We start from the raw sequence: 14,825 nt of genomic DNA, 5'->3' as shown, positions 1-14,825 counted from the left end.
GGCATTGATTGCTGGGCAAGCTGGAAGGTTTCTTTTTGCTATAATGGTAGCCTACCTTTATATCTGCATGCGTTTAAGGTAAAATAATGAGAAATAGAGCTAGTAGGAGATGTGCATTTATATGGGGACATTACAGCATCACAGACTATCGAAGCTCGAAGTTCTGCGAAGAGTATTGTTTATTACGCTCGGAGCGGCGCTGGTTTCGGTTGGTCTGGAAATTTTTCTCGTACCTAACCACATTATCGATGGCGGTATTGTCGGTATATCGATTATGGCTTCCCATTTGTCTTCCTTGCCGCTCGGTCTTTTTCTATTTCTTTTGAATCTACCTTTCTTGTTTTTGGGTTACAAGCAAATCGGCAAAACCTTTGCCATTTCGACATTGTACGGTGTCACAGTGATGTCTATCGGCACTTTTTTGCTTCATCCCGTACCTCCGCTGACGGTAGAGCCTTTTTTGGCTGCCATCTTCGGCGGTGTGATTTTGGGTGTTGGCGTTGGTATGGTGATTCGATTCGGAGGCTCGCTTGACGGTACAGAAATTGTCGCTATTTTATTTAATAAACGTCTTCCATTCTCGGTAGGCGAGACGGTCATGTTCTTTAATCTCTTTATTTTAGGCAGCGCGGGTTTCGTGTTCGGCTGGGACCGCGCGATGTATTCTCTTATTGCGTACTACATTGCTTTCAGACTCATTGATATTACGATCGAGGGCTTCGACGAATCGAAAGCCGTCTGGATCATTAGTGAGGAAGCAAAGGAAATCGGTGCTGCAATCATGAGCAGGCTGGGGCGCGGCGTGACTTATTTGCATGGAGAAGGCGGCTTTACCGGCGGGAGCAAGCGCGTTATTTTTTGTGTCATAACGCGGCTGGAGGAAGCCAAGATGAAGTCGATCGTTCATGAGCTGGACCCGGTGGCTTTCCTCGCTGTAGGCAATATTCACGATGTGAAGGGCGGACGGTTTAAGAAACGCGATATTCACTAATGATGGTAAGAGGGAGAATTGGCATTGGATGAGTTTGCGAGTATTCATCACTGGACAGCTGGACGGCAAGCGGATCAGTGGCAGCGGGAGCGCGGCGTCGTTATCGGCATCGGCGATGATACGGCCGTTGTTGATCCGTCGGCGGCGGCAGATGGCGTAGCCGCGCCGAAGCGGCTGCTGCTGGCGGTCGACACGATGGTGGAGACCGTCCACTTTAAGCCGGCGACGATGCGGGACGAGGATGTCGGCTATAAGGCGCTTGCGGCCAACATTAGCGATATCGCCGCGATGGGGGGCGTGCCCTTGCATGCGCTCGTCTCGGTCAGCGTGCCGCCTGCCTATACGCCGGAGCGGATGCGGAGGCTGTATGATGGGCTGTACGAGTGCGCCGAGCGCTACGGGGTTGCCATTGTTGGCGGCGATACGACGTCGTCGCCGCAGCATTTGGTGGTCGCCGTCACGTTGACGGGAACCGTGGAGGCGGGGCGGGAGCGGCTTCGCTCGGGGGCGAAGCCGGGCGATGCCGTGTTTGTGACCGGCGCCGTAGGCATGTCGGCGGCGGGGCTGCACGCGCTGCTGGCCGAAGAGGCGCGCGGGGGTGCACTGGCCTGCGAAGAGGCTGGCGCAGGCGAGGTTCTTCAGGCGCTTGCGCCGCTGGTGCGGGCGCATCAGCGGCCGGGCCCGTCTGTACGGGCTGGCAGGCTGCTCCTTGAGCAGGGAAGCTGCAGCTCTCTTAATGATGTGAGCGATGGATTGGCGAGCGAGGCTTGGGAAATCGCGGAAGCCTCCGGTCTGCGCCTTGTGCTTAGGGAGAAGCTTCTGCCTAAGAGCGGCAGCATGGCGGCTTATGCGTCCAGCGTAGGCATAGATCCGCTGGAGTGGATGTTATACGGCGGGGAGGATTATGTCCTGCTTGGGACGATCGATGCCAGGGATGCCGAAGCGACAAAGGCGACTTTTCATCAAGAAGGCATTCCTTTTTTTATTATTGGGGAAACCGAGGCAGGCGAGCCGGATGTAGAGCTCGTGCGCCATGGCACTGCGAAGGAACAGCGCATCAAGCTTAAAAAGCGCGGGTACAATCATTTTTTGTCATGAACGGGTGGATCGCATGGAACAAAAGATAGGCCAAGCCATATGGCTGGCACAAACGGAACAGGATACGGTAGCGTTAGCCGGGAAGCTGGCTGAATGGGTACAACCGGGCACACTTCTTGCGCTTGATGGTGATCTTGGCGCGGGCAAAACCAGATTTTCGCAAGCCTTTGCCGCTGCGATTGGGGTAGTGGGCATTGTGAACAGCCCAACCTTTACGATTATTAAGGAATACGAAGGGAAAGAGCTTCCCTTTTATCATATGGATGTATACCGCCTTTCACTGGAGGAAGCGGACGAGCTGGGACTGGATGATTATTTTTTTGGCGAAGGCGCAACGGTTGTGGAATGGGCAAGCTTGATCAAGGAGCTGCTGCCTGAGCAGCGTTTGGAGCTGTACATTGAGCATTTGGGCGATGAGTCGCGGCGTATTCAATTGACCGGCTATGGCGAAAGGTATGCAGGCTGGTGTGAAGCCGTTAATGAGATAGGAGCAGGAAAATGAGAAGTGAGCAGAAGGTATTAACGAATACGATCTTGGCGCTGGATACATCAACCGCAGCCATGGCAGCTGCCATTATTAGCGGGGATACGGTACGGGCTGAGATTCAAACGATGGCCGAAAGAAACCATTCCGTCCATGTTGTGAGCCATATTAAGGAGATGCTCGCTAGCAGCGGGCTTGACGAGAAAAGCATCGATGCCATTGCGGTGGGCAATGGTCCCGGCTCCTATACGGGGATGCGTATCGCTGTCTCTGTGGCCAAAACACTCGCATGGGTCTGGGATAAACCGCTTGTCGCGGTATCCAGTCTTGAGGCGATAGCCTATGGAGCTTGGCATCAAGCTTTGGACGAGCAAGCGGAGGAGTCGAAGCAGCAAGGCGGAGAGCATTGGGTGCTGCCGATTATGGATGCAAGGCGAGGTCAAGTATACTCGGCTGGCTTTGCAATGTCTGCTCAGGCGAGTTGGACCCGCTGGTCAGAAGACGGCGTTCGGCTTATGAAGGATTTTGCGGAACAGGTAGGGCAGCGATTGGCTGCACAGCCGGCAGGCAGCGTGCTGAGCGTGTCACTGGTCGGGGATTTGTCGCTTCATGAGCAAGGGGCACAGCAGTTGCAGCAGATTGGAGCGGACGCAGGCGTAATGATTCATCTTGTTCCTTTTGTACAGGAAGGCAAATGGATTGCCAAGCTGGGCCTGGCAAGACTTGAAGCCGGCCTGACGGAAGACCCGCACACTTTAATTCCGAACTACACGCAGCTTACTGAGGCGGAGGTCGTATGGAAGGCGAAGCAGGAGGGTGAAGCCAAGGTATGAAAGCAGACGTAACGAAGCTGATATACCGTGCGATGACGATGGCTGATATTCCTGCGATCGTGGCGATCGAGCAGGAAGCGTTCACAAGCCCATGGACCACGGAGGCATTTACGAACGAGCTGATGAACAATCTGTTTGCTCGGTATATGATTATGGAATATAAAGACGAAATTATAGGCTACGGCGGCATGTGGGTCATTATGGATGAGGCGCATGTGACGAACATTGCCGTACGGGAGGATTATCGCGGACATGGACTCGGAAGCTGCTTGCTCTTTGAGCTGCAGCGGACAGCGGTTTTTTTTGGCGCAGTCAAAATGACGCTGGAAGTACGTCCTTCCAACGAAATCGCACAGCAGCTGTATCGCAAATATGGGTTCGAACCGGCCGGTATACGCCCGCGCTACTACTCGGATAACAATGAAGATGCGCTCATTATGTGGGCGGAGCTTGACCATGAGCGTTTGAAAGCAGGGGAGCAATGAACGTGAGTCAGTCAGAAAAGGCAGCCGATGCTGCAGGGAATAATGAACTTATTTTGGCGATTGAAACAAGCTGCGATGAAACATCGGCAGCCGTTATTCGCGGCGGCAAGCATATATTGTCTAACGTAGTGTCCAGTCAAATTGAGATCCATGAACGCTTTGGCGGCGTAGTGCCGGAGATTGCTTCACGCAAGCATGTCGAATCCATTACGCTTATTATCGAGCAAGCCGTCAAGGAATCGGGTTATACGCTAAGGGAAATGTCGGCCATCGCTGTCACGCAGGGGCCAGGCCTTGTAGGCGCGCTGCTTGTGGGTATCGTAGCTGCCAAAAGTTTGTCCATGGCACTGAATATTCCATTAATTGGAACTCATCATATTGCAGGACATATTTATGCGAATGAGCTTGTCCATGACATCGTATACCCGAGCATGGCGCTTGTTGTATCCGGAGGCCATACGGAGCTGGTGCTGATGGAGAGCGAGGGGCACTTCCGCGTCGTTGGCCGCACGAGAGACGATGCCGTCGGAGAGGCTTATGACAAGGTAGCCCGGGCGCTGCGGCTTCCCTATCCGGGAGGGCCTCATATTGACAAGCTTGCGGTGGAAGCTGCGGAATCAATTGTGCTGCCGCGCGCTTGGCTTGAGGCAGACAGCTATGATTTCAGCTTCAGCGGATTAAAATCTGCTGTACTCGCCGTTATTAACCAAACGAGAATGAAGGGTCTAGTCTTGGATGAGGCGGCTCTGGCACGCGGATTCCAGGAATCGGTGACGGAGGTGCTCGTCACCAAAGCGCTTCGCGCGGTACGGGCATATGGGGCGAAGCAGCTGCTTCTCTGCGGAGGAGTTGCAGCTAACCGCGGCTTGCGAGCCGCTTTGACCGCTCGCTGCGAGAAAGAAAGGCTGCCCCTGCTTATTCCGCCAAACGCACTATGCACCGATAATGCGGCGATGATTGGTGCGGCTGCCCACCTCAAGCTAAAGCGTTCGGAATTTACCGATCTTGACATGAAAGCAGATCCCGGCTTTTCGTTAGAGAGTTGGTCGGTAGCTGCTGGTAGCGAGAGCAGCGTAGATTAACGACGAGAAAAAATTTCAAATAAATACGAAAACCGAATTGACAGACTATTTTCAAGAGCATATAATAAGCAGCAATACTTCAAACTTTAACCCTATACGAAACAAACGCAAAGAACAGGAACAGTAAAGCGAGTCCGGGAACGTTGTCAGCTTACGGGGAATGATCATCATTCAACGTCGATGCTGGAACACAGAGAGCTGCGGGATGGTGCAACGCAGTCGAAGGATGCTTGAAGCTCACCTGGGAGCGGAACGATGGAAACGATGGCGGCATGATGAAATGTTCATGTGCCATGCAGGTACATTGTTACGGTTAACCACCGTGATCAGGTGCATGTGAGTCAGCATCCGGAGCTGGCCATATGCTTAAGTTGGGCTTCCCTGCTCGTTTGTGAGTGTATGGGTGTCAACAAGGGTGGTACCGCGCGGGTTTTTTATAGCCTGTCGTCTCTTGATTCATAGAGATGACAGGCTTTTCTTGTTGTCTGGGAAGTGGAGTAGCTGACCTTTAAGGTAAATAAGAAAAATTCAACATAGAGTTAAACGCGATGAACAGGAGCAGTAGAACAGTAGGCTGGCAAAGCGAAATCGAGAATATCCCGGATGCAAGGCACGGGATTGCCGAATTTGCATAAGAGAGCTGCGGGATGGTGTGACGCGGTCGAAGCTGAGGTTTGAATCTCGCCTGGGAGCGGAACGGTGGAACACGGAATGCTTGCGAGCAGCCGCCTACACCGTAACGGCTAGCCGCCGTCATCAGGCATTTAAGCGGGCTCGGAACCCGCAGCATGCAGCCCCGTGACTGTCTAATACACAGGCCTTACGGGTAATGCATCTGCACCTAGGTTCCGGTCAATTAGAGTGGTACCACGGCAGCGAAAGCTCGTCGTCTCTTACAAGGAGACGACGAGCTTTTTTTAATATAAGAATTTATAAGTTTGTTAGCTTATAAAAGGCTTATATTTCACCGTCAAAGCTACTTCAGCGTCTAAAGGACGCCGAAGGCGTTTTTGCTTGAAAGATAGGAAAGTATACCTTTGGGATTTCCTTTCTCTACATTTTTCGGAATGAAACGCGCTGCGCCGCCAAAGGACGGCAACAGCCGTTTCACCTTGGTGCAAAGAAATGAAGAAGTTGCATGCTTCACATACGGTGAATATTTGAAATACATGAACGGCCATCTAACACTGGGAGGAAATTACAATGACAAACGAAATGAAAAAAATACAGATTTTTGATACAACGCTGCGGGACGGCGAGCAGTCTCCAGGTGCTTCCATTGATCCAGAACGCAAAATTATTATTGCCCGTCAGCTGGGCAAGCTCGGCATTGATGTCATTGAGCCAGGCTTTCCCGTCTCTAGTCCTGGCGAATTCGCCGCGGTGCAGCAAATTTCCCGTGAGCTTCAGCATGTAGAGATTGCCGGCTTTGCCCGTGCCGTGAAAGTGGATATTGATGCGGCTGTCAAGGCTACGCAGGATGCGGCCCGCAGACGGCTTCACCTCTTTATATCCTCCTCGGACATCCATTTGAACCATCAACTGCGGAAATCACGGGATGAGGTCGTACAAATTGCCCGCGAGATGGTTGCTTACGGCAAGCAGTTTGTGGATGAAATTGAATTTTCCGCTATGGACTCGACACGCTCGGGAAGAGAGTTTGTGATTCAGCTGGTTGAGGCGGTCATTGCTGAAGGTGCGACAATCATTAATCTGCCGGATACGCTGGGCTACGCCATGCCGGAAGAAATGAGAGAGCTGTTCCGCGTGGTCAGGAAAGAAGCCAGAGGCGGCAACACCGTAAGGTACAGCGCGCATTGCCATAATGATCTTGGACTTGCGGTTGCGAACAGCATTGCGGCAATTCAAGGAGGGGCAACGCAAATTGAGGTGACGGTAAACGGCATCGGCGAGCGTGCGGGTAACTGCTCCCTGGAGGAACTGGTTATGGCCATTGAAACGAGGAAGGATACCATTCAAGCGGAAACCAACATTCAAATTGGAGAGATTTATGAAACCTCGCGAATGGTTAGCCGTGCAATGAATTTCCCGATTGCTTACAATAAGCCGATTGTTGGCCGTAATGCATTCCAGCATGAATCGGGCATCCATCAGGACGGACTGCTGAAAAACCGAAGTACGTATGAAATTATGGACCCTGAGGCAATGGGTATTCCACGGAACATGATTATTCTGGGCAAGCACTCTGGACGCCATGCGATCAAGCACCGTCTTTCGGAGTATGGCATTGCGATGACAGAGGCTCAATTGCAGGATGTATACGATAAGTTCAAGGAAGCCGCAGATGTGCAAAAAATCGTAACGGATGACGAATTAATCCGCATCGCCGGTGAGCTGACTCAGTCGCAGCCTGACCCCTATGTGCTGGTCGATCTTCAAGTCCATGCCGGAACACAGCGCTCTCGCACGGCTACCGTAACGATTCGTGAAAATGAGTTTGGCGCAGAGCAAACCTATGTGGCCATGGGAGCAGGCCCGATTGAAGCGGTTATTCATGCCATTCAGCAAGCGATTCCCGTTGCAGCCGAATTTGAGGATCTAGAGCTGCATTCGTTATCGACGGGCGAGGATGCGCATGGCGAAGCAGTCGTCAGCATCCTGCATGAGCAGCAGCGCTTCCGCGGAACCTCTGCCCACAACGATATTGTCCTTGCTGCGGCACAAGCCTATGTTGCTGCTTGTAATCAAGCGGTTATGACCACTGGCAGCAGAACGGTTAAATCGGCCGCTAAACAGGCAGCTAATTAATCCATAGAATGAAATAAACAGCGGTTTTTCCATAGTAGAGAAGGGAATTTCTATTATGGGAAAACCATCTTGTTCAAAAATTGCAGGTTGAGAGTAAAGGAGCTGCTGAGATGGATAATAGCCGCACGATAAACTATTACAACCAGTTTGACGAATGGGGACGTCTCGATCGTGAGCCACTTGAGTATCATATAAATTGGCATTATATCAGACGCTTCCTACCTCAAAGTGGACACATCCTCGACAATGGTGCCGGTCCCGGAAAATATGCAATGGAGCTGGTAAAATGCGGTTATAAGGTCACGTTGACCGATTTAACGCCAAGGCTTGTGCAGGTGGCGAGCGCAAAAGCGGAAGAGCTTGGGCTTGCAGAACGCTTCCAAGGCTTTCATGTTGCGGATGCGAGGAGTTTAAGCCTCTTTTCCAGCGAGTGCTTCGATGCCTCTTTAATGATGGGACCGCTGTACCACCTGCAACTGCTCGAAGAAAGGAAACAAGCCGTTAATGAGCTGCACCGCGTAACAAGGAGCGGCGGCTATGTATTTGTTTCATTCATGACCCGAATCAGGCATGCGCTTACAGCGCTTGCCAATCCCCTGAGCTGGAGGCCCACCGATAATATGACGGACATCTCCGCGTTTATGGAATCGGGCATATTCAATCATGGCGACGAAGGAAGATTCACAGGCGCATACTATTACGATGTGGATGAGATAACGCCGTTTATGGAAGCGCATGGCTTTGAAACGATTAAGCTCATTGGTTCCTCTAGTGCAGCAGGCTCACTTGGGAAGGAGCAATTTGATTACTGGAAATCGCTCGGTAACGCAGAATACGCGAGGTTTATGCAATTCTTATATGACTCCGCTGAAAATACTCATATTCTTGGCATGTCTTCGCATTTGCTTTATATCGGGAGAAGAAAATAATCGAATAAATTTACCAAATTTAGTGTTGTGCACAAAGTTATCCACAATGAGGCGCTAAAATGTGGATAAAACGGAGAAATGCCCGAAAACACTGGATTTACGAACGCTTAACATTGTGTGCGAAAAGGGGATATATTCTTTGACTCAGATCTGTGGATAGTGTGAATAACGTGGATAAATCCAGAGGACTTATGAGTTTTGACCTATAAAACGACGAAATCCGCGAAATTACTACTGAAATTCGCCTAGGCTATCGACTGAATTAACTAACAATTTATACAGAACTGTTGATATCTTTGTGGATAACGTATAGGTTAAGAATGATATGGCTAATATCAAAAATAAAACAGTCAAATCACTATCTTTTAGTGTTTAGACTGTTTTTATTTTGGTTAATTATTGCTATTTATAAGTTTTACAGTTTTGCGCTTCAATTGCGGTCACGCAAAAAAATTGCGGGAAATACTAAACAGGTTTTCGGTGAAAAAGTTAACGCTATCGGTTATCGTGAAACTATGACGCATACCAAAACATAAATCTCACCTTAAATTATATCAATCATACAAGGTTTAAGTGTGAATGGAGGTTAACCAAAGAATGGATAAGGAAACGATCATTCAGGTAAGCTCGGTCAGCAAGTATTATGGTGCGAACAAAGCAGTGGACAAGGTATCCTTTAAAGTAAATGAAGGAGAAATGTTTGGAATTATCGGTACGCATGGTGCTGGGAAAACAACGCTGCTTGAAATGTTAATGGGAATCCGTATGCCGGACCAAGGAAGCATCAGGATCTACGGGCATGATGTAGTGCTTGACGCGGAACGCCTAAAGGAAGATATCGGCATTCATTTGCAAAGCACTTCTTTGGTCGACAAAATGAATGTCCGCGAAGCGATGGAGCTTTTTCAGGGCTTTTATAAAAGAAAAAATGATTTAAACCAAATCATCGAACAGTTTGGCCTAAGTCCTTACTCCGATAAATTAGTAAAACGTTTGTCAGGCGGATGGAGACAGCGTACGGCTTTGGCAATCGCGCTGGTTAACGATCCTAAAATCATTTTCCTAGATGAACCAACCACTGGTTTGGACCCACAAGCGAAAAAGGATTATTGGTCCCTATTGCAACTGCTTCAGCAGCAAGGAAAAACAATTGTTGTTGCTTCCCACGATATGGAGGAAATTCAGCGCAATTGCAATCGGGTATGCGTCATGCGCAAAGGTGAGTTTATTACTTGTGATAATCCAACGACGCTTATTGCTCAGCTGCCAGGCGGCGGCATGACAATGGAAGCTGTTTATATGCATCATGCAGTAGAAATCAATGGGAGTGTGAGCGTATAAGAGAAGACGTCATTCAGCAATCGCCTAAGATGCACACGTAAACCTCAAGGAGGGCTTTTTAGTCAATGGATCATCGCGATCACATCGAAAGTCCGTCAGTCGAGCGCAGAAAGCTACTAGAGAAGAGAATGGAGATGATCGCAAGTTTAGTTTATCAAATGAATGAGGAGGATAGTCCGAAGAAAGAAAGCGAGACGGAGAATAAGCGCACACGAATCATCGACTGCAACGGCGTATGGATACTTAACAGATTAGGGCAATGTGTAACGATGCTTCAGCGTATGTTTACTTAACGGTTTCATAGTATAATAGTATGATCATGATTTGCGGAGGATTCATAGTGAATAATTGTAATCCACTTATAGCCGGGCATATGCGGAGGCTGGTTCAGCAATACTTCACAGCTGAGCCTCTTATCCGTTATGCAGAGCTGTTTATTAAGGACAAGCTGGCAGAATCCATCCGATTCGGACAGCTGACTGTCATTCACTACCGTATGTTTGGCGGTATGGGTGATGAAGCCTACGAGGCCGCGGCTGCGGTTGAACTGTTTGTACTTGCTTCGGACATTCTCGATGACCTTCAGGACCAAGATGCTCCACATAAGTCGTGGATGCAAGCGCCGCAGCCTATTGCAATTCACGTGGCGACGGCATTGCTAACCTTATCTCAACAGGCTATGCTGGTCAGCAGTGCTAGTAACGAGATCCGACTTGCTCTAATGGAAATGATGAATACTCAGCTGCTTCAGTCAGCAAATGGACAAATGCTGGATTTGGCCAATGTTGTAGAGGACGAACAAGATTACTTGGATATGGTTAAGCAAAAATCAGCAACGATGCTGCAATTCGCCTGCATGACTGGCGTTTTGCTCGCAGGTCAGCCATGGAATTCAGTCGTAGCTGAATATTCACTCGAGATCGGTATGGCAGCTCAAATCCAAAATGATCTCCGTGATTTACTAAGATGGGATGATAAGAGCGACTTTATTCAACGAAAACGTACTTTGCTTACTCTTTATTTAATAGAAGGAGAAGCGGAAGAGGACCTTTGGATAAAAGATTATTTTCAAGGCTTTATCTCCATTCAGGACATCGAAGCAAAGCGCGAGCTTTTTCTCGAAACTTGCGAGAGAACGGGCGTCACATTGTATGGATCAGTGATGAGCCGCATGCACTATAATCGCTTTGAAGAGCTCTTGGATACGATTCAGGAGATAAGTCCTTGGAAATCGACTTTTTTATCTATTTTAAACCAAGAAATTGCATAAAAACAAACCGCGCAAAAGCCGTTTCGGTAAATACGAATCACTTTTGCGTTTTCTGTCGATTCTATTCCTGTTATAGTAGAGAAGTATCATATTTTATCATATTAGTAGAGAAGCGGAGGAGTTAAAATGTTGAAAGAAACGATTCGTCAGTTGGTAAGTAACACTGGTAATATGTCTATGGCTATGGGTGGACAATTGCAAATTGCAGGTGTTTCTGCGGCGGAACAAAAAGCTCTTCTTGGCGAACTTAAAGAAAAAAATGAAAAGAACAGCGGATACGCATACATGTGGAGCTAAAATTTTGATTATGCTTGAAGGGAAGAGGACAGCATGAAACCTACAGTATTGAACCGCATGATTGCAATCCTCTTCCTAGCAATATTTCTCGCTTCGCTCCTCTATTTGACTTCCGTAATCGTAAGAGTCCCCTCCATAGGTGCTGTATTGATTCAGGATACTGACGATCGCTATATCGTGAAGTCGATAGAGCCAGCAGGTCAGGCAGAAGTAAAGGGAATAAGGGTAGGCGATCAGATTCTAGAGGTTAACGGCGAGCCGGTCAATGAGTTCCGCAATGTGAAGAAGTATAATTCAATTGAGAACGCCGATAATGTTCTTCTCTTACATAAAGATAACGTTCAGCAAGCCATATCCTTTTCAAAAGGATGGACAGGTGACCATTCGCTTTGGGAACTATTGCTTCAATTGTATATTCCAGGAATATCGCTTGTTATTTTTTGCGCGTTCTCTGCATTTCTATATGTGAAGCGAAGAAATGACAAGTCTGTCATTATGCTTATTTTATTTTTTATTTCTATTGGGATTAGCTATTACAGCTCAGCTGCTTCTTATCGAAGCGATCCAGTAGGCATTTCCGTTATTTATTTGATATTGCCTGCCATTCCTTTGTTGTTCATGAGTTTTATGAATATTTATTTGCAAAGATTCGACGTTAATTTCATCAGCAAGAAATTGCTGCGTACTTTATTCACTGTAATAGGGCTAGTCGGAGCGTCTAGCTTACTCTATATTTGGACCAATCTGTTTCCTATCCAATTTTATAACTATATTGAAATGGCCTTTAGCGGTATGGTGCTCTTAGGCAATTTTGTATGCGTTTTTAAGCTAGTCAGCAAGTTTATGAAATATCGGAATACCAAGCTGCACTCTCTGTTTACCATAACGCTGATATCGCATTTGGTAGCATTTACACCATTCGCCACTTTGAATTTGCTTCCTCAAATTTTTGGGAAAAGCCAAATTCTCCCGGCAGCATTTACGGCACTATTTTTATTTATTCTTCCAATTGTATATTTTTATTTATCCACCTCCAATCAATTATTTGATATTGATTTTATTTTAACGAGATTTAAATATTACACGGCGCTTGCTTTTGTACCCGCAGTCATTGTGTCTGCTCTTGTAGCGTTTGTATTACTAGGAGAGAACAATCCGTCATGGGCCGCATGGTTTGGCGTGTTTTTTGTCATCTACATCGGAATGACGTTGTTTTTATATGCCAAGGAACAAATCGATCAACGCTTTAGACCAAAGCTTTTCAAGGCGATGTACAGCTACCAGGATAGCCTTGACCGCTTCTCTCGTAAAATAGCCAGAGTTATGAAGCAAGGCGATTTGGAGGCTGTGCTGAAGCAGGAAATTGCTGACCTATTGCCAGTCAATCGCATTACGTTCATGGTGGTCGAGCAATCGGAAAATACCGTCTATCCGATGGGAGAGCATCCGGAGGAATTGATCACGGCAGAATTTTTGCTGGGAACGGTTAATTCCCTTCAGGTCGGAGAGCTGATTGAATTACCTTACGGTCTAGGACTGGTAATCGGAAGGCAGCGGTCTAGGTATCATATTCTCTGGATCGGCATGAAGACGAACCATACTCGCTTTAACTCGGATGAGCTTCGCTGGCTCAAGACGATGTCGAACTATTCCAGCATCGTTTTTGAAAACTTATATTTAATTGAGGGACTGATCGAGGATCTGGAATCCGAGGTTCGCAAGGAGCAGTCTACTTCACCATGGGTGCTTCGCCTGCTATTCTGCTTGTCGGAGAATGAGAGAAGGAAACTCGCTGCAGATTTGCACGATTCAGCACTGCAGGACCAGCTGTTATGGTATCGGAAACTTGAATCCATCATGATGGATTATCCGATTTCGGATAGTTTGGGACGAGAGCTTGAGGATATTAAGGAGGGTCTGCTCGATGTTATTCATCAAATAAGGGAGACCTGCAATGAGCTTCGTCCGCCCCTTCTGAAGGAAATGGGCGTGGTTGAGGCTGTGGAATCCATAATTGAGCATACTCAAATGCGTGTGAATTTTGCAGTTGATTTCCGTGCAAAGTCGTTTAATCGTCCGCTAAATGAGGAGCAAATTACAGCTATATACCGTATTGTGCAAGAGCTGCTTCGCAATGCGGACAAACATTCACAAGCTAAATTAGTTATTCTTGAGCTAGAGCTGCGTAAAGGAACGATCTATTTCCGGTATCAGGATGACGGTGTAGGTATGGATGTAAATCAAATGACAGTTTCTTTCGAGCATATGGGCTTGTCAGGCATTAAAGAACGGGTGACGGGTCTTGAAGGAGACATTTCATTTTATTCTCAACGCGGTAACGGCCTAGAGGTTGTTATTTTGTTGCCAGAAACAATGACAACCGGCATATCGGAGAGGGGTATATCGCGTGATTCGTATCTTATTAGTTGATGACCATCCTTCCGTTGGGGAAGGAACAAAAACGATGATTGAGCAAGACTGCGAGATGTCGGTAGCGGTTGTCCTATCGGCAATCGAGGCGCTTGATATCGTGCAGGTGGAACATTTTGATCTGATTTTATGCGATTTGAACATGCCTGGCATTAGCGGTCTGGAGCTAACCAAGCGTCTCATTCAACAGGACCCTGAACGAAAAGTTATTATTTATTCGGGTTATGAAATTGGCTCGCATTTTAATTTGCTTATAGAGTCAGGCGTATCAGGCTTCATTTCCAAAACGGTTTCTAGAGAGCAGCTGCACAATGCGATTCGATGCGTGATGAGGGGAGATACGGTTATCCCGATTACGCTTCTCAAGCAGCTTAGACGGCATGAGGTTACCATTGGCAGGACCGAAGTTACAATAGAGGATGTATCGATCAACGAGAAAGAGCAGACGATTTTACACGAGGTAGCAACCGGTGTTAGCAATAAGGAGCTGGCAGCTATGCTGCATGTCAGCCAAAGAAATGTAGAGTATCAGCTATCACGAATTTTTGATAAGTTAAATGTCCGCTCGCGCTCAGAAGCGATCAAAGAGGCACAAAGACTAGGTTTAATCAGTCTAGAGCAATATTAAATTTGATACGCTGGGACAGTTTATGTAACAAAGCATTTATCCGGTTAATCATAAACGGCAGATTAAGGATTTATCCTTAACCTGCCGTTTTATGTGTAAGCTGATAAAAGTAATGGCCTTAACATTTTGAATGGGATAGGAAGGCTTCTGGCGTTCGCGGTTTCGACATCATAGAGTTATTCTGTAAA

The 14,825-nt window shown here is 47.7% G+C and carries 14 protein-coding genes; all 14 read left to right on the top strand.

Going from position 1 to position 14,825, the window contains the following annotated elements; all coding sequences use genetic code 11:
• Positions 1 to 121: 121 nt before the first annotated feature.
• The 14 genes from E0496_RS14760 to E0496_RS14700 all read left to right on the top strand — a co-directional run bounded on the left by E0496_RS14760 (position 122) and on the right by E0496_RS14700 (position 14,637).
• A complete protein-coding gene (locus E0496_RS14760) occupies positions 122 to 991 on the top strand; it encodes a YitT family protein (protein WP_141502569.1) in 870 nt (289 codons plus the stop codon).
• A gap of 18 nt (positions 992 to 1,009) precedes the next feature.
• Entirely contained in the window at positions 1,010 to 2,089 is a 1,080-nt protein-coding gene (gene thiL / locus E0496_RS14755) for a thiamine-phosphate kinase (RefSeq protein WP_141502568.1), read from the top strand.
• A 13-nt stretch (positions 2,090 to 2,102) separates the two neighbouring features.
• On the top strand, positions 2,103 to 2,591 hold the full coding sequence (gene tsaE, locus E0496_RS14750; protein ID WP_141502567.1) for a tRNA (adenosine(37)-N6)-threonylcarbamoyltransferase complex ATPase subunit type 1 TsaE: 489 nt from the start codon (positions 2,103 to 2,105) through the stop codon (positions 2,589 to 2,591).
• The gene (tsaB, locus tag E0496_RS14745) at positions 2,588 to 3,406 is read left to right on the top strand and encodes a tRNA (adenosine(37)-N6)-threonylcarbamoyltransferase complex dimerization subunit type 1 TsaB (protein ID WP_141502566.1); all 819 of its coding nucleotides are present in this window, start codon (positions 2,588 to 2,590) and stop codon (positions 3,404 to 3,406) included. Before tsaE ends, tsaB begins: the two co-directional genes overlap by 4 nt.
• On the top strand, positions 3,403 to 3,891 hold the full coding sequence (gene rimI / locus E0496_RS14740) for a ribosomal protein S18-alanine N-acetyltransferase (protein ID WP_141502565.1): 489 nt from the start codon (positions 3,403 to 3,405) through the stop codon (positions 3,889 to 3,891). Before tsaB ends, rimI begins: the two co-directional genes overlap by 4 nt.
• Before the next feature lie 2 nt (positions 3,892 to 3,893).
• The gene (gene tsaD, locus E0496_RS14735) at positions 3,894 to 4,973 is read left to right on the top strand and encodes a tRNA (adenosine(37)-N6)-threonylcarbamoyltransferase complex transferase subunit TsaD (RefSeq protein ID WP_241674812.1); all 1,080 of its coding nucleotides are present in this window, start codon (positions 3,894 to 3,896) and stop codon (positions 4,971 to 4,973) included.
• A 1,203-nt stretch (positions 4,974 to 6,176) separates the two neighbouring features.
• Positions 6,177 to 7,742, top strand: coding sequence for a 2-isopropylmalate synthase (locus E0496_RS14730; RefSeq protein WP_141502563.1), 1,566 nt, complete (start codon positions 6,177 to 6,179; stop codon positions 7,740 to 7,742).
• Between the two features lie 110 nt (positions 7,743 to 7,852).
• Positions 7,853 to 8,671, top strand: coding sequence for a class I SAM-dependent methyltransferase (locus E0496_RS14725; RefSeq protein WP_141502562.1), 819 nt, complete (start codon positions 7,853 to 7,855; stop codon positions 8,669 to 8,671).
• Positions 8,672 to 9,268: 597 nt separating this feature from the next.
• Positions 9,269 to 10,012 (top strand): ABC transporter ATP-binding protein, encoded by a 744-nt coding sequence (locus tag E0496_RS14720; RefSeq protein ID WP_139992765.1) that lies wholly within the window; start codon positions 9,269 to 9,271, stop codon positions 10,010 to 10,012.
• A gap of 65 nt (positions 10,013 to 10,077) precedes the next feature.
• Positions 10,078 to 10,305 carry a hypothetical protein gene (locus E0496_RS14715; RefSeq protein WP_139992763.1) on the top strand — a complete coding sequence of 76 codons (228 nt, stop codon included), beginning with the start codon at positions 10,078 to 10,080 and terminating at the stop codon, positions 10,303 to 10,305.
• Positions 10,306 to 10,352: 47 nt separating this feature from the next.
• On the top strand, positions 10,353 to 11,282 hold the full coding sequence (locus E0496_RS14710) for a polyprenyl synthetase family protein (protein ID WP_161601434.1): 930 nt from the start codon (positions 10,353 to 10,355) through the stop codon (positions 11,280 to 11,282).
• Between the two features lie 126 nt (positions 11,283 to 11,408).
• Entirely contained in the window at positions 11,409 to 11,579 is a 171-nt protein-coding gene (comX, locus tag E0496_RS35600) for a competence pheromone ComX (protein WP_161601433.1), read from the top strand.
• Between the two features lie 33 nt (positions 11,580 to 11,612).
• Positions 11,613 to 14,009 carry an ATP-binding protein gene (locus E0496_RS14705; RefSeq protein WP_141502560.1) on the top strand — a complete coding sequence of 799 codons (2,397 nt, stop codon included), beginning with the start codon at positions 11,613 to 11,615 and terminating at the stop codon, positions 14,007 to 14,009.
• Positions 13,987 to 14,637, top strand: coding sequence for a response regulator transcription factor (locus E0496_RS14700; protein WP_141502559.1), 651 nt, complete (start codon positions 13,987 to 13,989; stop codon positions 14,635 to 14,637). The genes E0496_RS14705 and E0496_RS14700 overlap by 23 nt, the downstream gene beginning before the upstream one ends.
• Positions 14,638 to 14,825: the final 188 nt, after the last annotated feature.

It is taken from the genome of Paenibacillus luteus (assembly GCF_006542765.1).
Lineage (GTDB): Bacteria > Bacillota > Bacilli > Paenibacillales > Paenibacillaceae > Pristimantibacillus > Pristimantibacillus luteus.
This window is presented reverse-complemented; position numbering and strand designations above follow the sequence as displayed.

Bases quoted from the DNA above. Each gene is read 5' to 3' on its own strand.
- E0496_RS14760 (WP_141502569.1), top strand. From the start codon at position 122: ATGGGGACATTACAGCATCACAGACTATCGAAGCTCGAAGTTCTGCGA.
- tsaE (WP_141502567.1), top strand. From the start codon at position 2,103: ATGGAACAAAAGATAGGCCAAGCCATATGGCTGGCACAAACGGAACAG.
- tsaB (WP_141502566.1), top strand. From the start codon at position 2,588: ATGAGAAGTGAGCAGAAGGTATTAACGAATACGATCTTGGCGCTGGAT.
- rimI (WP_141502565.1), top strand. From the start codon at position 3,403: ATGAAAGCAGACGTAACGAAGCTGATATACCGTGCGATGACGATGGCT.
- E0496_RS14730 (WP_141502563.1), top strand. From the start codon at position 6,177: ATGACAAACGAAATGAAAAAAATACAGATTTTTGATACAACGCTGCGG.
- E0496_RS14725 (WP_141502562.1), top strand. From the start codon at position 7,853: ATGGATAATAGCCGCACGATAAACTATTACAACCAGTTTGACGAATGG.
- E0496_RS14720 (WP_139992765.1), top strand. From the start codon at position 9,269: ATGGATAAGGAAACGATCATTCAGGTAAGCTCGGTCAGCAAGTATTAT.
- E0496_RS14715 (WP_139992763.1), top strand. From the start codon at position 10,078: ATGGATCATCGCGATCACATCGAAAGTCCGTCAGTCGAGCGCAGAAAG.
- comX (WP_161601433.1), top strand. From the start codon at position 11,409: ATGTTGAAAGAAACGATTCGTCAGTTGGTAAGTAACACTGGTAATATG.
- E0496_RS14705 (WP_141502560.1), top strand. From the start codon at position 11,613: ATGAAACCTACAGTATTGAACCGCATGATTGCAATCCTCTTCCTAGCA.